This is a genomic window from Chelatococcus sp. HY11, from assembly GCF_018398335.1.
In the GTDB taxonomy this organism is placed as follows: Bacteria; Pseudomonadota; Alphaproteobacteria; order Rhizobiales; family Beijerinckiaceae; genus Chelatococcus.
This window is the reverse complement of sequence record NZ_JAHBRX010000001.1, coordinates 4,004,450-4,028,245: the sequence shown is the minus strand read 5'-3', so window position 1 is coordinate 4,028,245 and position 23,796 is coordinate 4,004,450. Positions and strand designations below refer to the sequence as shown.

The following is a 23,796-nucleotide window of genomic DNA, read 5'->3' as shown; positions in this document are numbered from 1 at the left end:
CCATCGGCGATCGCGGATCTCGTGAGGATCTGCCAGCCAGCTAAGCGTTATCCAGGTCCTTCCCTCTGGACCCGAGGTAGCACGCCACCGCGCTGTCGATCGTCGGGAAGAAATGTCCCTCGTCGAACTGCGCCGATAGTCCGAACCTTTTGAGCTTGTCCTTGACCGGGTCCTTTAACTCGGCGAAGCAGAAGTCGATACCCCGCGCGCGCAGGGTCTCGTCCAGCTCGATCAGGACGTCAGCGGCGGTGACGTCGATACTTGTCACCGGAGCCGCCGTCACGACAACCCAACGGACCTCGGTAGGGGAGGAGGCGACCGCAGCCAACACCCGCTCACGAAACAACTCAGCATTCGCAAAGAAAAGCGGCGCGTCCCATCGAAACAGCACAAGCCCCCGAATCCGGCGGGCATCGGGGTAGCGTGTCACGTCGTGGTAGCCCGCGATGCCATCCGGCCGCCCCAGAACGGCGTAGTACGGCCGCCATCCGTCCCAGAGAAATTCGATAATGGCGATCACGATCGCCAGGCCTATTCCGGGAATGGGGCCAAGCACCGCGACCCCGACGAAACAGGCGATCGACAACCAGAACTCCCAGCGCTGAATCCTATAGATGCGCTTGAGGTCAGCAACCTCGAACAAGCCGATGGCCGAGGCTATGACGACTGCCGCCAAGGCAGCATTCGGCAGTGTCCTGAGAAGATCGGGTGCAAACATCAGCAGCACCGCGATGCTTGCGGCGCCAACCACGCCGGTGAGCTGGGTACGCGCGCCGGCCGCCTCCGCGACCGGTGTGCGCGAGCTGCTGCTGCTGATCGGAAATCCCTGGAAAAAGCCAGTCGCCAGATTGGCGGCCCCGAGCCCAATCATCTCCTGGTTCGGATCGACCTTGGCACCCATGCGCGCGGCGTAGGAGCGGGACAGGACGCTGGTGTCGGCGAAGGAGACAAGGGCGACTGCGAAACCGCCAAGAAGCACGGGAACGATGTCATCAAGGCCGATGAGCGGAAGCGTGAAGGCCGGCAGGCCTTGCGGAACCGATCCCAGAATTGCGACACCGAAACGATCAGCGAGATCGAACACGCCCACCAGAACCGCCGCGCCAATGACCGCAACCAGAATGCCCGGCACGCGCTTGCTGCCCCGCAGCAGCAGGATCACCGCAAGCGTGGCGATCCCGATAGCAAAGGACATCCAGTTGACCTTGCCCGCGAGAATGGCCTGCCCCATAGCCCACAGATTACGAAGCGGCCCCGTGGCGTCCGTCGAAATCCCCAACAGCTTCGGCAACTGGCTGATCAGAACCGTCAGGGCTATGCCGTTCATATAACCATAGCGTATGGGCTTCGAGAGGAGTTCTGTGACAAATCCCAACCTTCCCAACCCCGCCAGGACAAGCACGGCCCCGGACACGAGCGCCATGGCGCCGGCCAGCACGATAGCCCGCTGCGGATCACCGAGTGACAACGGCAGCACGACACCGAGGATGACAGCCGCCAGCGCGGAATCCGGACCAAGCACAAGTATGCGACTAGGGCCGACGATGGCGTAGACGAGAAGGGGAACGATCGTGGCATAAAGGCCGGCGATCCCCGGCAAGCCCGATGCCACCGCATAAGCGATGCCGACAGGCACCAGCATCGTCGCCAGTACGAGGCCGGCCACCACGTCCTGCCCGAGCCAGCTGATCTTGTAGTCGCGCAGGGTCTGAAGACCAGGCATCCAACGCAACCATCCCCGCCCCGTCTCGCTCTCACCTGTCTGCGGGGTATGGCCTGACCAGATCGGTCCGGACTCGCGGGGGTCATGCGTTGTCATTGCTGCGGAGTGTCTCTCGAGCCGCTGTCCTCACGCCTATCAGAAAACATACCTGTATCAGAAAGCATACCTGGCCAACGGCCTCATCAAGGGGCTTTCTCGACGCGGCCAGCCGCACTGCCGGTCATCGGTCCAGATCAATACACCGACGGGACGGTGTCCCGAACGGGCAGTGCATCCTCAACACCTTTGGGGCGCGATTGCGCCTTCGGCATCTTCGGAAGGTCTACCTTGACCTTCTCGTAAGGGATCTTGCTCAGGAAATGAGAAATAAGATTGAGGCGCGCCCGGCGCTTGTCATCTGAGGGAACCAAATACCAAGGGCTCGCCGCCGTATCTGTCCCGCGCAGCATGTCCTGATAAGCCTCCGTGTAGTCCCACCAGCGCCGCACCGACTCTGTGTCCATGGGGCTCAGCTTCCAGTGCTTGATAGGCTCATTAATGCGGTCCGCGAAACGCCGGCGCTGTTCATCCTGGCTGACATCCAGGAAATACTTGAGGAGAATGATTCCATTCTCGATCATTTCCTGCTCGAAGGAGGGCACAAGCCGCATGAAGCGCTCGTAGTCATCCTTGCTGCAGAACCCCATGACGCGCTCGACACCCGCCCGGTTATACCATGAGCGATCGAACAGGATGATCTCCCCGGCTGCCGGAAAATGGGCGATGTAACGTTGGATGTAGAGCTGGCTCTTCTCCCGTTCGGTCGGCGCAGGCAGGGCGACATGCCGGAACACGCGGGGACTGACCCGTTGCATGATCCGACTGATCACACCGCCCTTGCCTGCCGTGTCGCGCCCTTCGAAGACCACAACGACCTTGGCGCCGGTTGCCTTCACCCAAGTCTGGAGCCGTACGAGTTCAACCTGAAGCTTACGCAGTTCTGACTCGAATTCCTTGCGCTTCATGGGAGCTGGAGACGTCACCGTGTCATCGGCAGCCGCTTTTTTCGCCTTTACAGCGTCTTTCTTATGGCCCATCCCCATTCTCCTTCAGCGACCGATCGATCTCGTCCCGGACTTCCGGCGATCCGTTCATGCGGGCAGAACCGCAGGACGGGAAGGCCTGTTCGCGGTTGAGCGGATCCCCTGGAGCCACACTCTGCTCGCGCAACGCCAACCATCTGCCCACGATTTCAACGGACCATGATCGCGCCATTCACACCAAACGGCTTGATCCTTTGGGTCAAGCACTTGTCTATATGGGACGTGGGCCACGCTTCAGCTCGCCGCCGCGTACCCACGCTGGGAATGGATTGCGGCCGGTCCGCGTTTTCTGGTCCGCACCACTCTGTCGCCAGCCGATGTTCGCCGAACGAGAGGCGAATGGCGTGGCGAATACGCTTCCCCCGCGCCCGCTGCATGGTCCAAAACTGTCAAGCCGATGGCGCAAACAGTCAAGCAGCCGTGCAGGAAGAAACCATACTTCACTGGCTGCCAGAGATCGCCTCAAGTCGACGCTAGACAGGCCTTCCAGGACAAGGAGAACAATACCATGGAAGCTCAGAAGACGGGCGCCGCAGAACCCAAGGCATGGCAGGAACTCGGCGACGAGACATTCATGTCGGCGGCCGATTTGCGCCGCTATATGGGTGAAATGCTGATAGCAAAAGCGTCACAATCGATGGAAAGCATGGACCGCGCTGAAAAAGCGCGGCAAGAACTCGTCAAGCAACTCGCTGAACGCATCGATCTCACCCCCGAGCGGCTCAAGCAGATCCTTCAGCCGTTGCGCTCAAAACTGCGCGCAGCTGCCGAACGCGGAGACACGGAGTTGCTGGTGATGCGCTTTCCCAACACCCTGTGTTCGGATAAGGGCCGCGCCATCAACAACAGCGATCCATCCTGGCCTGACACCCTGACGGGTCGGCCGCGCCAAGCCTATGAACTCTGGCAGAGCCACTTGAAAGACGCCGGTTTCAGGCTGACGGCCATGATCATCGAATGGCCCGGCGGGCTGCCAGGCGATGTGGGCTTCTTCCTGAAATGGGGAGACAGCAAGCTCTGAGCTGCGATTGCGGTGGATGTCAGCCGACGAGCCATTTGCATGCCGCCGCCCGGTGCGTCCATCGGCATCGATAGCGATGCAAGCCGCACCGGGACAAAGTCCCGCGAAAAAGCTGGACAGCCTCGTCGCGTTAACTTGAAGGAGGACGTGATGCGCATTCCGCAAGGCGCCAGCCTTTTCACGGCACTCGTATTGCTCGCTATCGCAATCATGACGGCGGATGCCTCGGCCCAATCAGCCAAGCCGAAACCCGCGGGCCGTGTCGTGATCGATCAGGCCCAGGTCGCATTCATTGGCAGCGCGGCGGTAGGCGGCGGCACGTTAAACTTCCGCGGGAAGAGCTATCCCTTCACGATCAATGGCCTCGGCTTTGGAGGCGTCGGGGTGTCGAAGCTGAGAGCAACCGGTGAGGTCTTCAACCTCGCCCGTCCCCGCGATCTCGAAGGCATCTATGGACAGGCCCGCATCGGCTGGGCTCTGGCAAGCAAGGGCGATGGGCGACTGTGGCTGCAGAACGACAAGGGCGTTGTATTGCGACTGCAATCCAGGAGACAGGGACTGATGCTCGCCGGCGGCGCGGATGCGGTTCGAATACAATTTCGCTGACCTGCGCGCGTATGGAATTAGGACCTTACTGCGTCTCACCGGGAATGAGGTAAAGAACAACCGCGACAATCACGTAAAGCGCCAGAAGTTGCGCTCCTTTGAACCAGTCCGCGTAACCGGACATGGTGACCGCCAGTCCGAGTAGCACGGCGCCGAACAACATCCACATCTCGGCTTGAGAGAAGACAAGCTGGAACTGCGCCGGGCCAATGATCGGCGCCAGCAACACCAGCAACGGCGCGACAAACAGAGCGATCTGCACACAGCTTCCCAATGCGATGCCAAGACTGAGATCGATGCGATTGGCGCGCGCCATGGCAACCGCGGATCCGGTTTCAGCCGCGCCGCCAATGACAGCAAGCACAATCACGCCGATGAACATTTGCGACATACCCAGAGAGCGACCGGCCTGCTCTGCCGCGCCGACAAGAAGTTCGCTCATCCAGGCCGCGCCAAAGGAAGCCACCAGCAACATCACGATGCCGCGCATCATCCCCGCGCGATCGCCCGCCTCCTCTGAAGAAGGCGCGCCGAGTTCAGCAAAGGTCTCCGGGTGGGTGAACAGCGAATAGAGAAGGAAAAGTCCGTAGAGTGACAACAACAGGACGGCCACAATAACATCCAGTATGGCATATTGAGCCTGAGCGGCCTGCTCACCCAACGCCCGGTGAAAGGCACTCGGCAAAGCGAGGCTGAGCCATGCCAGCACCATGGTCGATGAAAAAGCCGATACAGCGCGGGGGTTATATTCCTGCCTCCGGTGCCGCGCTCCTCCCAGCAGGAATGACAGCCCGAGCGCGAAGAGCAAGTTAGCCAGGAGTGCCCCGACAATCGAGGCGCGCACCATTTCAACAAGGCCGGCACGCAAAGCCGCGATGGCGATGATGAGCTCGGGGAGATTGCCGAAGGTCGCATTCAGCAAGCCGCCCAATGTCGCGCCGGCATAGGCCGCGACCTGCTCCGTTCCCTTCACGATGAGCTTTGCGAATGGCACGATGGCGATGGCGGCACAGAAAAACACGAACCCGGCTGGCAGATTGCCTGCCCTATCGAGGATGATGGCGGCAGGAGCAAATATCAATAACCAGTTAATCGACGGCATAGACCTGAGCTTTACTGAGCGGCTCGAGGCCCTGAGGGTTGGATCGGTTGCCATGACCTTGTTGACCTGCAATCAAGCAGTGATCCGTCTTATGCCCCAAAGGCTGCCGGTCGCCGGATTACCCTGCCATCCGGATTACCCTGCCATTGGGCAATCCTTTCGGGGCAATCATCTCGTCGCCCCGCGAATGTCGATTACGCCTCAATGCCCTCCGAACACAAGCGTCTGGATAGGCATGATAAGCGCCTGGATCCTCAGAAGCATGGCATGGACCAACGCCACCGCATCAACGGCGTGAAGGGCTATTCCGCGAAGCGTGCCCACGCCTTTTGAGGCGAGCAGATCGTGATTACTGGTATAGGCGTTGGCGATGCAGCTGCTGCCGGGCATGACACCATCAAGCCCTCCTTCATAGAGCGGTTCCAGCGTCACCAGAATGGTCCCAGGCTGAGCGGCAAACTGTGCATCGAGCAGTTGCTCACCGCCCCTGAATTGCCCAGCAGCGATGAAGTCCTGAACACCGGTCACAACGAGAGGAATTATAGTCCAGGGCTTCGAGATACAGGTTGCCTCAGCCACCATCCCAACGCGCATCACTTGCGCCTCGATCTGGCCAAAGCCAGCCTGCAGGCGACCTCGGCCTGCTCCTTCGGGAATCAGCACGCCTGCCGGGCGCATCAGCGGATTGACCACATCGCCAACCCGCAGCGTGAATTGCTCCAGGCGCCCTGACACACCCGCCCTGACGACGGTCTTGTCCAAATCGACCTGGGCCTGAGCCAGCGCCGCCTCCGCGCTGGCCTTTTCTGCCGGCAGCAGCGTGGAGACCCTTGCCTCAGCCTCCTGCTTCGCCGCCGCCGCCGCGTCGATGGCGCCTTGTCGCCCCTCAACCGTGACCTCCAGTCTCTCGATATCGCGCAGCGCGACCGCGCCGGGATTGCGCCGATAGATCTCGCGCTTGGTTTCCAATTCGTCGACAGCCTGTTGGTGCGCGCCTCTGGCCTCCCTCAGCCGGCCGTCCGAGGCCAGAATGTCGGCGCGGGCCACGACAAGGGCCGCATCGGCCTCCACTATCCGCCGTCGAGCGGTCTCGGCCGCGGCCTCCTGGCGCGTGCTGTCCAGCCGGAAGATGGGCTCACCCTGTTTGACATCATCGCTGAACCCAACGAATACCTCCGCAACGCGGCCGTTGGATTCCGGCAATACCGGGATCGTCCGAAAGAATACGGTCACATTGCTTGTTGACGGGTGATTGTAGAAGATCACCGTTATCAAGCCGATCGTCAGCATCAGGCATGAAATGATGCCCCACCGCAATTCGAACCAGACCGAATAAAGGGTGATTTCCTTGCCGATCCGCTTGCCTTGGACATAACGACGATAGAGATAATCCGGCAGGATCGTCAGGATTGAACAAAACAGGAGCTCAAGCATGGGGGAGAATTCCGGCAGTATCTTGTGGAGATTTTATCCCTGACCGATCCGTCTCCTCGGCTGGACTGTCCTTCACTCCAGCGCCATGCGCGTCAGGCGTGGTGCCGGCAATCTTCTCCAGCGACTGCGCGATACTCCTGAGCGGCCGCCCGAAATCGGGGATATCGATCAAGGCCAGCAGCAAGCCCGCCACCCAGAACACGTGCATATGGGTGAAGAGAGCCAGCAAGCCGAGCACTGCGACGATCTCGAACTGCAGTTTGTGCGATCTGTGCGCGATACGTTCGGGCAACGTATGCAGGCGCAGAAACAGCAACCCGACCGCCAGCACGACCAGTAGAAGAAAAACCGCCATGACGACCATGAGAACATCGGTCGTACCCGGCACGGGAAGGAAGAACGGCAGGTGATCCGGCGCGGTCGCGTGGGTCGGATTCATGCCATTTCTCCCGCCATGACTTCAGGCACTGACTTGGACAGCAGCCTGCTTGCGGCATCCGCGCCCCATAGGCATCCAGCACGGACTGATTCATACTCTGTCACCACCAATGCCCCGCTCGCGTCTCGTCCTCGTCCAACTTGGACCAGGACAATTATCTGCGGGCGGGACGTGGCCGCTTGACCCGTTGCGCCATCCGCTTGACACTTTGGGACGCGCCGTCGTTACTTGGATTAAGGCATCCGGTCGCGCTGGCGCTGGTTATCCGTATAGCGCAGGCGGTTTTTTGAAGCGAACGGCCCTCTTTCACGGCGGCATACACTTCGGCGCGGACACTGATGGCGGTGTCGCATGCGAGGAGCGCCCTGTGCGGTGGAAACCATGGGCCCGTTGGAAGACGGCACTCACCCCATATAGAGGCCGCCGTTCACGTCCAGCGTCGCCCCGGTGATGTAGCTCGCAAAACCGGATGCCAGGAATACGGTGGCGCCCGCAACGTCTTCGGGCGTGCCGGTGCGGCCGAGAGCGATTTCCTTCAGGGCCTGGGCGCGGACCTCGGCGGGAGCACCGGAATGCTTCTCGCCCCAGTCGATCCAGCCGGGGCAGACGCAGTTCACTGTGATCCCGTAGGGCGCGCATTCGCGCGCGAGCCCTTTCGTATAGCCGATCAACGCCGCCTTGGCACCAGCGTAGGTCGGGGACGGCGAGCGAAAGGCTTTGCCGCTGCGGCCTGTAACCGAGCTGATGGCAATGACGCGACCGGCGCGCCGCTCCTTCATCCCGGGCAACACCGCGCGCGCGGTCGCCACGAAACCGCGCACGTTGAGATCAAAGACGCGCGCATATTCGGCGTCCGTGGTCTCGGTCATGGGCTTGGCCGTGCCAACCCCGGCATTGCTGACAAGGATATCGACCTTGCCCCAGCGGGCATTGGCTGCGCTGACGGCCTCATCAACCGAAGCACTGTCGGTGACGTCGCAGCGCACTGCAAAGGAATCGGCCCCACGCGACCGTGCGTCAGCGGCCACGGCCTCCGCTTCCTCGCGCGCCGCCGCCCAGGTGACAGCCACGCTGGCGCCGGCATCCGCCAGCATGAGCGCGATGCCGCGGCCAATGCCGCGAGAAGAAGCGGTAACGAAGGCCACCTGGCCGGTGAGATCAATAGGCAGCATGCTCAAGCCTTCAACAGGGGAGAAATCTTGGATCGCAGTTCCTTGACGGCCGCGGCCGGGGTCATGACGCCGACGACGACGCCCTGGCTGGTCTGCATCATGATGTCGGCGGCGCGCTGCGCCTCGGCGAAGATCGGCAGAGGTGGGCGAGCATAGGGCAGCACCGCGGCCTCGATACGGGCCTGAGGAACGGCGGCCACCAACCGCTGGTCGGAATAGACCGAACTGCGCACAGGGCCATTACCGTTCAGCGCCTGACGCAATGTGCCGTCCTTGCTTGCGAGATCGCGGATCAGCGACCAGGTCAGGTCCTTGTTGCCGGCGTTCTTCGGAATGGCGATCGACCAGAAATCCGACGTGGCGACGAGCGGCACCTTCTCCTTGACGCCGGCCGAGGCGACAACCGGCACGAGCTTGATACGGCCGGGATACTGGGACTTCTTGGGATCGTTGAAATCCGCGTAGCGTCCCATGATGGCCAAAGCCATGGCGACGCGCCCATTCTGGATCATGGTGAAGACGTCATCCTGCGACATCGCCGAGAAATTGCGCGGCAGGATTTTCTTGTCGAATAGCGTCTGCAGCGCCTCGAACATGGTCACCATGCCGGCCTCATTGGGCAGCAAGGTCCGGTCCGGCGCGATCAACGGCGCGTCATAGGCGAAGGCCATGGTGAGGAAATTGAAATGCGAGTTGCCCTGGAAAGCGAAGCCGTTGACCGCTGTGCCGTCGGGCCGGCGATAGGTAAGCCGTCCCGCCAGATCGATCAGCTCCTCCATGGTCTTCGGAGGGGCCTTGATACCCTGCTCCTCGAAGAGCGCCTCGTTGTAGAAAAGCCCGACAGTGGCGTGGCGGATCGGGATGGCCCGCAGGCTGCCGTCGATGGTCACTGCCTCCACCATGCCGGCGGCGATATCCGGGAAGTCTTCCACCGGCGCGGTTGCGACATGGCCCTCCAACGGCTCCAGCAGATTGAGCAGCCGCGGCGATATGGCGGTGTTCAGCACATAGGCGGCATCGATCGAGGTCTCCCCCAGCACCAACTCGCGCTGGAGGCGGTCATGCAGTGGGCCGTTGTCCAGCGTGATCCAGGACAAGGGGCGGCCATTGCGCTTCACCCAGTCGGCGGTGACATCGCCGCCCGGCCGGTCGGCGCTTGTCGCAACCTGCTGGTGCACGCGGTGAGACATAATGTTCAGCGCGGGCGCCTGCGCGCGGGCGACATTCCAACCAAGGCTCGACAAACCCGTTCCGGCAGCTGCGCCAATAAAGGCGCGGCGGGATAAGACTCCATCCACGGCAACCTCCCGATCTCGCTCTTCCCCGACTCTTGGCGGCGGGTTCGGCAACTTTAACAGGCTTCGTCGGACTGTCACGGGTTGTTGGACTTATATTGCCCCTCCCACAGTCAAGAAGCGGCGAGGCAATGGCGAAAGTGGCGGCGCGGAAGCACAGCCATGGCGCATCGGAAGGGTGATGTTTCGCACGGTGGCGGCTCACGCCGCTACAAAGCAATCACTTTCGCGCGCGGCTCGGGCTTCGTCGCCGCGTCGCAGCATCCGATAGCCGCCAGCGTCGTCCAGACAGCCTCGATGAGCGGAGTGCGAGGTTCCGCGCCGATGGTCGCTTCGAGCTTCCCGTTGCGCAGCCGAACCGGCTGCTGCCAGAGATATCGCATTTCGACGAGCTCCCTGAGCAGCGGCACGAAGGGCGCGGCCAGCCGCATGAGCAGCCAGGGCATCCGTTTGATTGGCAGGTCCGGGGTATCAAGCGCATGACGGATGGTCTCGATCATGCGCATGCCGTCGGCGTCCCAATGGCCGTCCATGTGGAAGGTGGCGAAATTCTCAAGCCTCCCATCGCGCTCAATAAGCCGCAGCATGGTTTCAGCGACATCCGGCAGATAGGCCCACTGGTGTCCAAGACCAGGTTTGCCCGGATAGGTGATGGCCCTCGGCTGCAGGCCAGGCTTCACCAGGCCCTGGCTGAACCAGTTATTCGCCGCTTTGGGGCCAAAGAAGTCGCCCGCGCGAACGATCAGTACCCTGGCTTTTCCTTCGTCCGCCGCTCGCCGCAAGCGCCGCTCCATTTCCACGCGAATACGCCCCTTGCGGGTTGGCGCATTCTGGGGCGCGTCCTCGGCAATATTGGGAAAGGCGTCGGGACCGTAGTTGTAAACGGTGCCGGGAAGAAGAATGCGTGCGCCGTTCGCCTCAGCGGCGGCTATCGTATTATCCAGCATCGGCAGAACGAGCTTGTCCCAGTCGCGATAGGCGGGCGGATTGACGGCGTGAACGATCAGCGACGTTCCCGAGGACGCCGCTGCCACGTCCGAAGCAACCATCGCGTTGCCCTTGACCCACCCGAACCGGTCGTCCCTCCCCACGCCCTCGGGATCGCGATGAAGCGCGATCACCCGCCAGCCAGAGCGTACGAGCTTGGCCGCAACTTCGCTGCCGATGCCACCTGTCGCACCGAGCACCAATGCCTTCCTCTTGTCCATGTCAGTCTCCATTGCTTGACGTGGTCAGAGTGGTCGCATTGTGAACTCAAAGAAATTGCCGAAAATTCTGCGTCTGGTATACGAATATATATGAGCTCTGAGCCAAGCTGGGACCTCTATCGCACCTTCGCCGCCGTTCTGCGGGAGGGATCTCTTTCGGGCGCGGCCAGAACTTTGGGCCTCAGCCAGCCCAGCGCCGCACGCCACATCGACAGCCTGGAAGCTGCTGTTGGGTCGAGGCTTTTTGTGCGAACGCCCCGCGGGCTTTCGCCGACTGATGCCGCATTGGAGATCAAACCTTTTGTGGAGTTATTGGTGTCCACTTCCGCGGCGCTCGTGCGCACCGCCGAAGGCCGGGCCAGTGAAGTCGATGGCACGGTCAGGATCAGCGCGAGCGAAGTCGTCGGAACAGAGCATCTGCCACCTATTCTAGCGCGGCTGAGACAGCGTCATCCCGCGCTCACGATCGAGCTATCGCTGTCCAACGCGCTGGACGATCTTCTTCAGCGCAAGGCAGACATCGCGATCCGCATGGTCCGCCCCGAGCAGCAGGCACTCGTGTCGAAACGCATTGGGTCCATTCGCTTGGGGCTACACGCGCATCAGGCTTACCTCGCCCGGCGCGGGACGCCCGTGAGCTTGGAGGAACTCGGACGACATGACCTGATCGGCTATGATGTCGAGACGCCGGCGATCCGGGCGATCGCCCAGCACTATCCGGCATTGACGCGAAGCGCATTCGCACTCCGGGTCGATAGTGATGTCGCCCAGCTCGCGGCCATTCGCGCTGGCTTCGGTATCGGCGTCTGCCAGGTGCCTATCGCCACCTCAGAACCGGATCTCATGCGGGTGTTACCCGATGCTTTCGCAGTCGATCTGGAAACCTGGGTCGTGATGCACGAAGATCTTCGCAGCAGCGCGCGGTGCAGGGCCGTTTTCGACGCGCTCGTCGAAGAGCTGGCCCCGTTGGTTCACCGCTAGAGCATTTCTGGTGAACTCCGGGCTTACCAGAAATTCTCTAGGCCTTTGTTTTTACGCATTTTCTTCACGCGAACCGGTTTCCACTTCGCTCGAAAATGCTCTAGCTGCCGCGACACGACGCCGCTCGGGACAACACTCAGCGGCGCAGGTTCGTACGGGCGAGTTCAAGAACCTCGTCGCCGCGGCCGTTGATGATCGCCTTCAGGAGGAACAGGCTGAAGCCCTTGGCCTGCTCAAGCTGAATCTTGGGGGGGAGTGCGAGCTCCTGCTTGGCGGTGACCACGTCGAGGAGGACAGGACCGTCGTGGGCCAGCGCTGCCTTGACGCCGTCCTCGAGCGCAGCCGGATCCTCTACCCGAATGCCGCGAATACCGATCGCTTCCGCCATAGCCGCGAAATTCGGATTGTCGAGATCGGTGCCAGTGTCGAGATAACCCGCCGCCTTCATCTCCATGGCGACGAAACCGAGCGAACCGTTGTTGAAGACGACGAGCTTCACGGGCAGGTCAAGTTGCCTGAGCGACAGCACATCTCCCATCAGCATGGAAAAGCCACCATCGCCCGAGAGCGAGATCACTTGACGCCCGGGGGAAGCGGCCTTCGCGCCAATGGCCTGCGGCATGGCGTTGGCCATGGAGCCATGATTGAACGAGCCGACAAGACGTCTCTTCCCGTTCATCTTGAGATAGCGGGCGGCCCAGACAGTGGGCGTGCCGACATCAGCGGTGAAAATGGCGTCATCATCCGCGAATTCGCTGACGAGGCGCGTGAGATGCTGGGCGTGTATGCGCTTATCGCCGGCCCTGGGCCGCGCGAGATCGTCGAGGCCGGTGCGCGCGTCCGCGTAATGCGCCTTGGCCTTTTCAAGGAAGGTCCGATCGGTGCGCTTCTTGAGCCGAGCGCTGACGGTGGCGAGGGTTGACCTGACATCGCCGATCAGCCCGAGAGCGACCGGCGCCCGTCGGCCTATCGCTTCCGGACGGATGTCGATCTGAACGATCTTCGCCTTGTCGGGATAAAAGTTGCGATACGGGAAGTCGGTGCCCAGCATGACCAGCGTGTCGCAGTTCAACATCGCATGGTAGCCTGACGAGAAGCCGATCAGCCCTGTCATGCCCACATCGAAGGGATTGTCCCATTCGATGTGCTCCTTGCCGCGCAGGGCATGGACGATGGGCGCGGCGAGCGTGTCGGCCAGCGCCACCACCTCGTCATGAGCGCCCGCGCAGCCGCTGCCACATAGCAGGGTCACAGCCTTGGACAAATCAAGCAGCTCAACCAGTCGGTCGATATCCGCGGTTGCGGGGGTGATCGTCGGAGGCGCGGTCCGAGCGATATCGATCCGCGCGCCGTCCGGCATGGGCTTCAGTGCGACATCGCCGGGAAGAACGACGACGGAGACGCCCTGCTTGCCGATCGCAGTACGGATGGCTGTCTCCAGCACCCGCGGGAACTGTTCCGGGCTCGATACGAGCTCCACATAGTTGCTGCATTCACGGAACAGTTCCTGCGGATGCGTTTCCTGAAAATAGTGGAGGCCGATCTCCGAGGATGGGATATGGGCCGCGATGGCAAGCACAGGCACATGGTTGCGATGGCAGTCGTAGAGCCCGTTGATGAGATGCAGATTACCCGGCCCGCAGCTCCCGGCGCAGACGGCAAGCCGTCCCGTGACCGCCGCCTCGCCACCTGCAGCAAAAGCGGCTACCTCCTCATGGCGCGTGTGCATCCAGCGAATGCTGCCGAGTCGTCGCAGGCTATCGTTGAGGCCGTTCAGACTGTCGCCCGTCACGCCCCAGATGCGCTCCACACCGATCTCGGCGAGGGTCGCTGCGAGGAAGTCCGCGATCGTTTTCGTTGGCATATCCCGTTGTCCTTCTCCTCACCGTCCAGCAACAGGCACGATGTATGGCCCCGGAACTGGCGGGGCAAAACTCACCAAGAACGTTGCTGACATCGAAGTGAGTAGCGTGTGGCTAAAATTGTGCTGTCGATCTGGCGAGCGAATTTGACGAGATCCACGCGATCTTGTCGAGCGAAGATGACGCGAAGCCGCGGGCGACCTCAAAGATCATGTCGATGAGCCGGCCGTCTTGCGGCGACCAAGCTAAGCGGCTTCCCATGGCAGACGCGCAGCGGTCGCGTGGCTACCTGGTTCGCCTCGCTTCGTAGAATTCGCGAATGACATCCATCTGGACCCACAGTTGGCAACGGCGGCTCGGCCCATTCGATCCATCGCGCTCTTTCCACCTTTAAACCGGACGCTAGGCGACGGCCCGCGGCAGGAATGTTTCTTTTCATTCGTTGACATAATGAATGGTTTTATACATAAATATCGGACCCTGATATTCTCATTCAGCCCCTCCAAGGAGGTCCAATGTCGTCATCCGAAATCCTGGAGTTCGACGCGCCCAGCGTCGGCTTGTCTTTCCGGGCTAAACTTCTTGCCGAAGAGAACCCCGATGTGGTCGCGCAGGTGCTTGCCCAGTTGCCGCTGAAGAGCGCGCTCGGCCATGTCGTCATCTCCGGCGAAGCCATCTGGATGCCGACACGTATCGTTCATCTCGGCCGCAACAATATGGTCCAGCGCCATCCCGGCGCGGTCTATCTCTATGCGCCCGGCCAATCGATCTGCCTGACCTACGGGAAGATCACCGAGAGCGCCAATGTCAACAAATTCGCCGAGGTGTTCGGCGAGGACCTGCCAAAACTGCAACAGCTCGGTACGCAGGTGTATGAGCAGACCGTCACTCAGCCACGGCGCAATATCGTCGAAATCAATGTCCGGAGGGCAGCATAATGTCCGCGATCACGCGATTCACCGGTGACTGGCGGGAAGCCAAGGCCATCATCGAGAAGGAGATCGATCGCGTCTGGTTCGATGAGCCCGAGGAAATCCAGAAGATCCGCTGGGGTGTGATCGACAGTGGCGCGGGAAGCGGCGAGCAGTCGTTCTCGGTTCTTGTCCACCTTGAAGCCTATATGATGCTTGTCGGCGCCGATGTGATGTACCGGTTGCTCAAGATATCTAGATACGAAGATACGGAGCTTGCGACCCTGAACCGCATGACGCGCGAGTTCCTGACCGGCACCTTCAACGTATTCGAGTTCATGACCGATCTCGGCCTCACAAATATGCATCAAATAGGACAGATGTATTCCGACACGCTCGACACGCTGAAGACGAAGGATGAATACGTCGAACTGACGGGCGCGATGATGACTTACGTCATCCGCATGCATCGCTGGATCCACTTTATCTTTCCATGGAACCTCGGCGTCGCCTTTCCGCACCGTAAACCATCGGAGGTTCTGGCATTCTCCAAGGTCGTCGCGGCGGCCTGAGACGAAGCCCTCCCCTCGGCTCGAAGGCCAGGGCCCGGCATTGCCGGCTCTGGCTTTTTTTTGCGCAAAAATTTATGCGCGCATCCATCGCCTGAATATAATAATACAGGCTCAAGAGTGGCTGATGCGCATCGGGATAGCAGTCGTGGCGGCGAGCAAGACAACAGAAGACAGCGCGGCATTGGGGGCAAACGCTCATCCGGCGGATCGACAGTCTTTGCGGGCGGAGCTTGATCGGCGCGCGGCTGGCCAAAGGCTGACGCCCGGACAGCGCCGCATCGCCCAGTGCATGATCGAGAACAGCGCGCAGTTGGGATTTCTCTCCAGTATGGAGCTGGCCGAACTGGCCGATGTCAGCCAACCGTCGGTGACACGTTTCGCTGTCGCGCTCGGCTTCGACGGGTATCTGGAAATGCGGCGGTTCCTGCGGGCCAATCATTCCGGCGAAAGCGCCGCGCAGGAGCAATGCGAAGCCAACCGATACCAGACGGCCGTGCTTGCCGAGGCCAGCAATCTGACGGAACTCGGACAGTCCCTTGCCGACACAGGCGTCATCGAGAGCTTCGGCGAGGCGCTGGCGAAGTCACGGCCACTGGCCGTGCTCGGCCTGCGCGCCTCGGCTGGGCTTGCCACCCAATTCGCCTATTTCGCCGCCAAGGTGCATCCTGATGTCCGGCTGCTGACCGGCGGCGGGTCCTTCGTCGAGGACCAGATCGAGCAATGCGCCGCGGCCGGCGGGCGCACGATGCTCGTCTTCATGATGCCGCTCCATCCCCGAGAGACGATCCGCGCTATCGAATGCGCCCGCCAGGCCGGCATGAGCATCGCGCTCGTCACGGACGCCAGCTTCAACAATCACGATGGCATAGCCGACATCCTGCTCACATCACGTGTCAGCAATCGCCTGCTGTTCGATTCCTACGCCGGCTCAGCGATACTCGTCTCTGTATTGCTCGACGCACTTTGCATCAGCATGAAGGGAGGTGCTCAGAAGCGGCTTGAAGCCGTCGACCGCTCCTCGAAGAGGCGTAAGGTTTTCGTGAGCTGATCGAGCATTCGAGCCCTCTGCCTGTTTTAATCGCCGATCAATCGCGCTTGCGCACGGCACCTAGACCCACCGTCCTGTCGACGATGACGAGAAGGATGACCGAGGCCACGATCAACACTGTCGACATCGCCGCGACAAAAGGCTCGTATTCGTATTGCAGGTAGGCGCGCAACTGTAGCGGCAGTGTCGTCCAGTTCTTGTTCGCAAGAAAAACAGACACCGTATAGTTGTTCCAGGACAACACAAAAACGATGATCAGCGACGGAATGATACTTGCCTTGAGCAAGGGCAATGTCACGCGCCAGAGCGCCTGCCGGGGCGTCGCGCCGACACTGAGCGCTGCTTCCTCAAGGCGCACGTCGAAGCCTTCCATTTGCGCCATCACATTGCGCAGCGGATATGGCAGCGTCACCACCACATGCGCGGCGAGCAGCGTCCAGACGTTGTTGACCAACCCCATCATGAAGATGATCTGGAACAGGGCGAGCGCAACGATCACAGCGGGAATGAATAAGGGCGACATCAGAAGCGATGAGACAAGCGCCCTCGCCGCGCCACGCTGACGCTGCAAGCCGATGGCGGCGAGAACGCCGAGGCCGGTGCTGAGAAGCGCCGTGGCGACACCGAGGATGGTGCTGGCCCAGGCCGCATGCAGGAAATCCGGTTTGTCCAGGATCGTGGCATACCACTTCAGAGTGAAGCCCTGCGGGGGAAAGACCATCGACACGGGATTGAAAGAGACCGCGATAAGAATGGCCAGCGGCGCCAAAAGAAAAGCGAAGAAGAGCGCGACACCCACATACCACAGGCCGCTGCCGAGAAGCGTTTTCTGCATAAACCTCTCCTCAAGCCGCTTGAACAGCCGGCGCCGGGCGGCCGGCGGATCGTACCGCCCATTGATAGACCCCCAGCATCACCATGGTGACAATCAGGAGGATGACGCCGATGGTGGCCGCGAAAGGCAGATTGTTCGACACCGTCGCAGTCTCGTAGGCAGCCACGCTCATGAAACGGACCCGCCCTCCGCCGAGCAGGATCGGCACCACGAAGGATTCAACGTTGATGCCGAATGCCAGTACGCTGCCGGCGAGGATTCCCGGCACGCTGAGCGGCAAAGTCACGCGGCGGAAGGCGGAGAGCGGATTGGCGCCCACGGTCATGGCGGCCTGTTCGAGCTGGCGGGGAATGGCCTGGAGAACGCCATACACTGACATGACGACAAAAGGCACCGCCACCTGCACCATGCCTATCACCACGGCCGTCTCGTTGTAGAGCAACGGTAGCGGGCGGGCACTGATGCCGATCCCAACGAGGATCTGATTGACCAGGCCGTTGCGGCCGAGGACCACCATAAGGCTCAGCGTGCGCACCACCAGATTGACCCAGAGCGGCAGCATAACCAGCAGGATCATCCAGGTCTGCGCCGCCGGCGAGGCCCTTACGATAACAAAGGCGCCCAAATAGCCGATGACGACCGAGAACAGGGTCGCAATTGCCGCGAGCCGGATGGTGCGCAGAAGAAGGTCGTTTACATAGTAGCTATCGGTGAGGAAGCGAGCGTAATTGCCGAGCGTGAACGTGTGCTGCACCTCGCCAGTCGGCCCCGCGCCGAGAAAACTCAGGATGAACACCCAGATCAGGGGCACGACGAAAAAAGCGCCAAGAATGACAACAGCGGGAAGGACGAGGACAGTGGAGATCTTCATGGCGCAAGCGCCTCGTTCGGCAGCATCCGAGCCTGGCAACGCAAGGCGACAACATCGCCAGCCTGGAACTCTGGCGCGTCCGGGCGCCGCTTCACGCGCATCTGGCGGTCACCAAACTTGATGAGATAGTCGCTTGACTGGCCGAAGAACATGAGGCGATCCACGACGCCGCGCGGAAGTTCCTGCTCCTCCTGCGCCTTTGGCGCATCCAGCGTCACCCATTCGGGACGCACGAAGGCAATGACGCCTCGCCCCACGTGTTGCTCGGCACCTTCGACCGGGATCACCATGTCCTCGGCCAGGCGTATGCACTGGATCGCCCCGCGATTCTCGACCTGGCCCCGGAAGAAGAATGCCTCGCCGACAAAGCGCGCGACATATTCCGAAACGGGACTGTTGTAGATGGCATGTGGCGTATTGAGTTGCTCAATAACGCCCTTATTCATGACAACGACTCGATCCGACAGCGAAAGCGCCTCTTCCTGATCATGCGTTACGAAGACTGTCGTCAGACCGAGCGTCTGCTGCAAGGTCTTAAGCTCCACCTGCATGTCTTGACGCAGGTTCTTGTCGAGCGCACTCAGCGGCTCGTCGAGCAAGAGCACGTCCGGTTTTAACACGATGGCGCGAGCCAACGCCACACGCTGCTGCTGTCCGCCGGAGAGTTGGGTGGGCAAGCGGTCGGCGAGGGCTTCGAGTTGCACCATGGCCAATGCCTCGGTGACGCGGGCGCGAAGCTCAGCGGAAGGTGTGCCTCTCAGCTCAAGACCCATCGAGATATTGCGGAAAACGCTGAGATGAGGCCACAGCGCGAAATTCTGGAAGACAAAGCCAATCCTGCGCTTCCACACGGGATCCCGCGTGACGTTGCGTCCGGCGATGTGGATTTCCCCACCGCTCGGCTCCTCAAGCCCGGCGATGATCCGCAAAAGCGTACTCTTGCCACAACCGCTTGGACCGAGAATGGAGAGGAATTCTCCTTCGCGCACTTCAAGATCGATGCTCTCGAGAGCCGCGAAGCTCCCCCAGCTTTTCGAAATGCGGTTGACACTAATCTGCCCCATCGGCGACAGTCCCTCGCTGCTCAGCCAGGCCCGGCATGGCGTGCATGCCGGGCGCGTTGTTCCAGTCGTCAGCGCGCGACAACTTCCTTTTCCCAGCGTTCTTTCCAGGCGTCCATCTTGGGAACGATCTTCTTCCAGTCGGCGATCAGAAGCGACCCGACGACATCCTCCCCATAGGGAACGTTGATGCCCTTGAGATCGAGCCCCGCGCGCGCCGGCGTATAGCCGAGATCCGATGCGTAGGTCATCTGTCCATCAACACTTAGAAGGTGATTGACGAATTTCTGTGCGAGTTCCGTGTTTGGTCGTCCTTTCACGACATGCACCGTCGAGACAAGAGCAATGGCGCCTTCCTTCGGCGCCGCGAAGCCAAGGCTGACGCCCTGCTTGTTGGCCCAGTCAACCCGCCCGCGCAGCCAGCGGGAGATGACGACCTCATTATTGCGGAAGAGATCGAGCAACTGCGGATGCTGGCTGTAGAAAACTGTGATGTGCTTGCCGAGCTCGGCCATTTTCTGGAAGCCAGGATCAATATTATCCTCATTGCCGCCGTTAAGCTTCGCCATCAGCACAAGAAGCTCTATATTGGCCGCATCGAAACCTGTTGTGCTGACCGCACCGTCATATTTGGGGTTCCACAGATCAAGCCAGGATGTCGGCGCGGGCGACACCTCCTTCGGATTAAAGGCGATGCCATATTCTCCGAAATTCGTAATAACGCCGTACTCCGAAAAGCGCGCCCTCGGGTAAAGCTTATCGAGGTTGGTAATGACCTTAGGATCGAGCTTCTCGAATGCACCCTGGGCTTCGCCACGATAAGCCCAGGCCATATCGGCATGGACAACGTCGATTTCCTTGGCCATAGCCTTCGCAAGACCATCCGCGCCTGATGCCGGAACGAATGTCACCTTGACGTCATTGTCCTTTTCAAACTGCGCGATGTTCTTCTTCAAGGCTTCCGTGTAGGCACCACCGAAAGCCCCCACCACGAGCTCTCTCGTCTGGGCCTGCGCGGACAAGGTCGCGGCCAGCGAAATAGCCATGGCTGCCAAAAACTTTCCCATCGTATTCCCCTTGCTGGAAGGCTTCTCTTATCGCTCAATGTATTGGAATATTATTCCTTGTTCAACATGAAAATTTTCATTCAGATCGCCGCAACGCCGACCCTGCAAGCGCTCGCGTGTCGTCCTTCAGGACACGTATGGCGGGAACACGCGTGAAAAGTGCAAAGCGGATTGACGGGATGAGGGCCTACAGGCATGCCATAGGGCCCGCGCCCGGCTTGACCAACTCACGCTGTGCCGCGAAACTGGTTACGGTCGCCATGACGACGCAGTGAGCTCCAAGCTTCGGGGTAACACCGGATGCATGCTCTCCGATCGCGTGTTGCGAACCCCTTCCCTGCGCCCCTTGGACATCGCGGGAGATACAGTGGGCTCCCGCCATTGGGCGCAGGGAGCGCCGCCCCTCACCCGAAGCATTCCCAGCAAAGACAGAACAGTCATCGCCGGATGATACCTCCCAGCGCGATACCCATCTACCGATTCAGGAGATACCCCGTATGCAGGAAAATACAAATCCCAACAAATACCCGCAACATATATTATAATGACATCTCTAACCTATATTCATAATTACATGAATATTTATTCATATAAAATCAAGCCGATTCTCGCAAAATCAAATCGCGCGAAATGGCCAGCATTTCGATATCCGAGTGACTCAGGCACTCCACTATTATTCGGCACATTTCCTCAGCTTGGCCGCTCAAGGTCGACAACGCCGGCCGCGTATAGCGGCTTAAGCTGAGATCACCGAAGCCGATCAGGGCGACATCGTCGGGAACTCGATACCCGGCGTCGGTGATGGCCGCCAGCGCGCCGGCGGCAAGCTCGTCCGTCCCGGCAAGTATCGCATCGAACGCGATCTTCTTTTCAATTGCATCGGAGGCGCTGCGAAACCCACCCTCGAAACGAAAGGCCGGGTTTGACCAGACAAGCGCCTCGTCGAACTCCAATCCGTGGAGGCCCAAAGCTCTTCGATAGGCCTGAAACCGCCTCTGCCCCGCTACGGAGTGGCTGACCCTGTTCAGATAGGCGATACGTCGGCAACCCCGTCCGACAAGATGCGCGATAGCCCGCTTACCGGCATCCTGCTCATCATGGATGATGGACATGAATCCCGCCGCCGTGAGATCCTGGCCAGTTGAGATGAGCCTCATCTTTCCGCGTCGCAGATTGGCGATTTCGGAGCGCAGTTCAACGAAATCCAACGGGTCAGAAGACGCCAGCACGAGCGCTCGAACATGGAGAGATTGGCAGTGACGCAGCGCCTGCGTAAGTCTCTGCTGACTGTGACCGAGATCGAATAGAAGAAGATCGAGATCGACAGCCTGCAAGGCGAGCTGCAATTGCTTCGCCAAAGCCGAGTACCAGCCCTGCTCTATGTCACTGACCAGAAATGCAACGGAAGCAATTTGGCCGGACCGCAGCGCTTTTCCTATGGAACTGGGCCGATAGCCAAGCACCTCGATGGATCGTATGACACGGCCACGGGTGTCCTCCGCAACGAAGACCTTGCCACTCAGGACCCGCGACACCGTGGCCTGAGACACACCCGCATGACGCGCGACATCAACAACGCTTACCATCCTGCCTTCCTTCGCACGCTCCACGATGGGCGGAGCCACAACATCCTCGAGCCCCTCAGGCCGGCGTGAACGTCTCCCTGGTCTCGCCGACAGGCCTCGCGGCCGACTGCCAAGAGGCGCGACCCCTACTCCTCACCTCACCGTGATAACGTTTTCATATAATCAATCACCCTCTATTGACAGCCGGAATGACCGATGTAAACGTTATCATGACACGTAGTGGAGGGTGGAGACAAATGAACAAATTTCTCGCGGCGAGCCTGCTAGGCTTCATGCTGGTCAGTCCGGCCTTGTCGCAGGGGCTGTCGCAGCCGGACCCGTCCGCGCCGCTCTACAAGCAATTGCCGGCTGAAATCCGTGAAAAGGGCTATATCGTTTCAGCCACGACCGGACGCTATCCGCCCTTCAATTTCATGAAGGAAGACGGAAAAACTCTCCAGGGCTTGTCGATAGAGCTCGGAGAGGAAATGGAGAAAGTCCTGGGCGTTCCGGTTAAGAACGAGATCGCAGAATCCATCGCGTCGCTCATCACCGGTCTCACCAGTAATCGCTTCGATTTCATTCTCGGGGTTGTTGCCGATACACCAGAGCGCCAGAATGTCGTTGATATGGTCGATTGGAAAAGGCAGGGCACCGCCTTCCTGATCAACCCTGAAGACGGCACCGCAATGAGCAGCATCGATGACGCATGCGGCCTCATCGTCGGCATCCAGAAGGCTAGCTTCGTCGAGCCCATCATTCAAAAGCAAAGCGAGCTTTGCGTCGCAGCCGGGAAAAAGCCGGTGACGGTCCAAATTCTGAACGACCAGGCCACGCTTCTTCTCGGCCTCAGGTCTAAGAGAATCCAGGCGGTTTTCTCCGAGACCGTGGCTCTCGCCTATCAGAATTCTGTCAACAACAACGCCTTCAAGGTCGTTCCGTCCGGCAAGAACCTTCTGGCGGAACTCTACCAGGCCTCGGCGACCCCCAAGGGCTCCGATCTGACGAAAGTCATTATGGCAGCGTGGCAGCAGTTGGTCGACAACGGCGCCTACGCCCGTCTCATGACCAAGTGGGGCATTGAGGACGACATGCTCCCGGCGCCTGGTCTCAACCTCGCCAAGCCGAACCAATAGACCATTTCTTTGGATACCTCGGTTGAAAAGGTATCCACACGCTCTTTTCGTCATGGAGGGCGCGAATACATGGAAAATCCGACATTCGTCCTGGTCCATGGCTCATGGCATGGTGGGTGGTGCTGGTCGCGAGTAGCTCCCATATTACGCAAGCATGGGGCCGGTGTCCTCACACCAACCCTGACCGGACAGGGTGAGCGGTATCATCTTCTGACCCCAGCCGTCGGGCTCGACACCCATATCGACGATGTGGTGCAGACGCTACGCTTCAACGACGCGAGCAACATCATACTCCTAGGACACAGCTACGGAGGCATGGTGATACGCGGCGTTCAAGATGCAGTGCCAGACCGCATCGCTGCACTTGTCTATCTCGACGCTCACGTGCCTATGGATGGCGACAGTATGTGCGCCCTCGCCGGGCCGGAGGTAACAGAACGCCTTCGTAGGCGGGTGGCGGAAGATGGCGGCGGCTGGAGACTTCCCCCCTCGCCCGCCTCCGTATTCGGCACTGAAGACCTTGAGGACGCGGCATGGATCAACCGTCTGGCCACGCCCATGGCTTGGAAGGCCTATACGGACAGGCTGCATCTGGCGAAACCGGCGGCGGATGCGGATCGCAAGATTTACATTCGATGCACGGCGCACAAACGGTCTTATTTCGATCTTGCCGCAGATCGACATCGAGACCGCAAAGGGTGGACTGTCCGGGACCTTGATGCCGCTCACAACGTCATGATCACCCATCCGCAACTGCTAGCCGAGACTTTGCTCACGCTCTCCTGACTGCAAGCTGCATTGCCCT

22 protein-coding genes and 1 pseudogene are annotated in these 23,796 nt (G+C 60.4%); 9 read left to right on the top strand and 14 right to left on the bottom strand.

All coding sequences use genetic code 11. From position 1 onward, the window contains the following. Window positions 1–40: 40 nt before the first annotated feature. Window positions 41–1,723 (bottom strand): SulP family inorganic anion transporter, encoded by a 1,683-nt coding sequence (locus tag KIO74_RS18325; RefSeq protein WP_249731059.1) that lies wholly within the window; start codon window positions 1,721–1,723, stop codon window positions 41–43. Between the two features lie 233 nt (window positions 1,724–1,956). Beyond that, window positions 1,957–2,799, bottom strand: coding sequence for a polyphosphate kinase 2 (gene ppk2 / locus KIO74_RS18320; RefSeq protein WP_213333197.1), 843 nt, complete (start codon window positions 2,797–2,799; stop codon window positions 1,957–1,959). Between the two features lie 514 nt (window positions 2,800–3,313). Between ppk2 and KIO74_RS18315 the strand changes: the two genes are divergently transcribed. Both KIO74_RS18315 and KIO74_RS18310 read left to right on the top strand, forming a co-directional pair. Next, window positions 3,314–3,826 carry a hypothetical protein gene (locus KIO74_RS18315; protein ID WP_213335822.1) on the top strand — a complete coding sequence of 171 codons (513 nt, stop codon included), beginning with the start codon at window positions 3,314–3,316 and terminating at the stop codon, window positions 3,824–3,826. A 150-nt stretch (window positions 3,827–3,976) separates the two neighbouring features. Continuing rightward, a complete protein-coding gene (locus KIO74_RS18310) occupies window positions 3,977–4,432 on the top strand; it encodes a hypothetical protein (protein WP_213333196.1) in 456 nt (151 codons plus the stop codon). Window positions 4,433–4,457: 25 nt separating this feature from the next. On the opposite strand, the gene cax is transcribed toward KIO74_RS18310, so the two are convergent. From cax to KIO74_RS18280, 6 genes are all read right to left on the bottom strand, one after another. Continuing rightward, entirely contained in the window at window positions 4,458–5,513 is a 1,056-nt protein-coding gene (gene cax, locus KIO74_RS18305) for a calcium/proton exchanger (protein ID WP_249731058.1), read from the bottom strand. A 222-nt stretch (window positions 5,514–5,735) separates the two neighbouring features. Next, window positions 5,736–6,968: an HlyD family secretion protein gene (locus KIO74_RS18300; protein ID WP_213333195.1), complete on the bottom strand. Its 1,233-nt coding sequence runs from the start codon at window positions 6,966–6,968 to the stop codon at window positions 5,736–5,738. Further along, window positions 6,961–7,407 carry a hypothetical protein gene (locus KIO74_RS18295; RefSeq protein ID WP_249731057.1) on the bottom strand — a complete coding sequence of 149 codons (447 nt, stop codon included), beginning with the start codon at window positions 7,405–7,407 and terminating at the stop codon, window positions 6,961–6,963. The genes KIO74_RS18300 and KIO74_RS18295 overlap by 8 nt, the downstream gene beginning before the upstream one ends. 404 nt (window positions 7,408–7,811) lie before the next feature. After that, window positions 7,812–8,579, bottom strand: coding sequence for an SDR family NAD(P)-dependent oxidoreductase (locus KIO74_RS18290; protein WP_213333194.1), 768 nt, complete (start codon window positions 8,577–8,579; stop codon window positions 7,812–7,814). Window positions 8,580–8,581: 2 nt separating this feature from the next. After that, a complete protein-coding gene (locus KIO74_RS18285; RefSeq protein ID WP_213333193.1) occupies window positions 8,582–9,877 on the bottom strand; it encodes an ABC transporter substrate-binding protein in 1,296 nt (431 codons plus the stop codon). 206 nt (window positions 9,878–10,083) lie between these two features. After that, window positions 10,084–11,082, bottom strand: a complete 999-nt coding sequence (locus tag KIO74_RS18280; protein WP_249731056.1) for an NAD-dependent epimerase/dehydratase family protein — start codon at window positions 11,080–11,082, stop codon at window positions 10,084–10,086. Here KIO74_RS18280 and KIO74_RS32505 point away from each other — a divergent pair. After that, window positions 10,981–11,307 (top strand): annotated as a pseudogene (locus tag KIO74_RS32505) (helix-turn-helix domain-containing protein); the annotation flags it as partial. The gene KIO74_RS18280 and the pseudogene KIO74_RS32505 sit on opposite strands and share 102 nt — an antisense overlap. Window positions 11,308–11,397: 90 nt before the next feature. Next, entirely contained in the window at window positions 11,398–12,063 is a 666-nt protein-coding gene (locus KIO74_RS18275; protein WP_349629222.1) for a LysR substrate-binding domain-containing protein, read from the top strand. A 136-nt stretch (window positions 12,064–12,199) separates the two neighbouring features. On the opposite strand, the gene poxB is transcribed toward KIO74_RS18275, so the two are convergent. Then, window positions 12,200–13,927: a ubiquinone-dependent pyruvate dehydrogenase gene (gene poxB / locus KIO74_RS18270; RefSeq protein ID WP_213333190.1), complete on the bottom strand. Its 1,728-nt coding sequence runs from the start codon at window positions 13,925–13,927 to the stop codon at window positions 12,200–12,202. 513 nt (window positions 13,928–14,440) lie between these two features. On the opposite strand from poxB, the gene KIO74_RS18265 reads away from it, so the two are divergent. From KIO74_RS18265 to KIO74_RS18255, 3 genes are all read left to right on the top strand, one after another. Then, entirely contained in the window at window positions 14,441–14,863 is a 423-nt protein-coding gene (locus KIO74_RS18265) for a DUF3830 family protein (protein ID WP_213333189.1), read from the top strand. Next, window positions 14,863–15,408 (top strand): cucumopine synthase-related protein, encoded by a 546-nt coding sequence (locus KIO74_RS18260; protein ID WP_213333188.1) that lies wholly within the window; start codon window positions 14,863–14,865, stop codon window positions 15,406–15,408. Before KIO74_RS18265 ends, KIO74_RS18260 begins: the two co-directional genes overlap by 1 nt. Before the next feature lie 124 nt (window positions 15,409–15,532). Continuing rightward, on the top strand, window positions 15,533–16,456 hold the full coding sequence (locus tag KIO74_RS18255; RefSeq protein WP_213333187.1) for a MurR/RpiR family transcriptional regulator: 924 nt from the start codon (window positions 15,533–15,535) through the stop codon (window positions 16,454–16,456). Window positions 16,457–16,493: 37 nt separating this feature from the next. Here the strand turns inward: KIO74_RS18255 and KIO74_RS18250 are convergent, their stop codons facing one another. The 5 genes from KIO74_RS18250 to KIO74_RS18230 form a co-directional block, all read right to left on the bottom strand. Beyond that, window positions 16,494–17,291, bottom strand: a complete 798-nt coding sequence (locus tag KIO74_RS18250) for an ABC transporter permease (protein WP_213333186.1) — start codon at window positions 17,289–17,291, stop codon at window positions 16,494–16,496. A 10-nt stretch (window positions 17,292–17,301) separates the two neighbouring features. After that, on the bottom strand, window positions 17,302–18,162 hold the full coding sequence (locus KIO74_RS18245) for an ABC transporter permease (RefSeq protein WP_213333185.1): 861 nt from the start codon (window positions 18,160–18,162) through the stop codon (window positions 17,302–17,304). Further along, window positions 18,159–19,226 (bottom strand): ABC transporter ATP-binding protein, encoded by a 1,068-nt coding sequence (locus tag KIO74_RS18240; RefSeq protein WP_213333184.1) that lies wholly within the window; start codon window positions 19,224–19,226, stop codon window positions 18,159–18,161. Before KIO74_RS18240 ends, KIO74_RS18245 begins: the two co-directional genes overlap by 4 nt. Window positions 19,227–19,294: 68 nt before the next feature. After that, window positions 19,295–20,290 carry an ABC transporter substrate-binding protein gene (locus tag KIO74_RS18235; RefSeq protein WP_213333183.1) on the bottom strand — a complete coding sequence of 332 codons (996 nt, stop codon included), beginning with the start codon at window positions 20,288–20,290 and terminating at the stop codon, window positions 19,295–19,297. A gap of 596 nt (window positions 20,291–20,886) precedes the next feature. After that, window positions 20,887–21,900: a LacI family DNA-binding transcriptional regulator gene (locus KIO74_RS18230; RefSeq protein ID WP_213333182.1), complete on the bottom strand. Its 1,014-nt coding sequence runs from the start codon at window positions 21,898–21,900 to the stop codon at window positions 20,887–20,889. A 212-nt stretch (window positions 21,901–22,112) separates the two neighbouring features. On the opposite strand from KIO74_RS18230, the gene KIO74_RS18225 reads away from it, so the two are divergent. Both KIO74_RS18225 and KIO74_RS18220 read left to right on the top strand, forming a co-directional pair. After that, the gene (locus KIO74_RS18225; RefSeq protein ID WP_213333181.1) at window positions 22,113–22,991 is read left to right on the top strand and encodes an ABC transporter substrate-binding protein; all 879 of its coding nucleotides are present in this window, start codon (window positions 22,113–22,115) and stop codon (window positions 22,989–22,991) included. Window positions 22,992–23,060: 69 nt separating this feature from the next. After that, the gene (locus KIO74_RS18220; protein ID WP_213333180.1) at window positions 23,061–23,777 is read left to right on the top strand and encodes an alpha/beta fold hydrolase; all 717 of its coding nucleotides are present in this window, start codon (window positions 23,061–23,063) and stop codon (window positions 23,775–23,777) included. Window positions 23,778–23,796 lie beyond the last annotated feature (19 nt).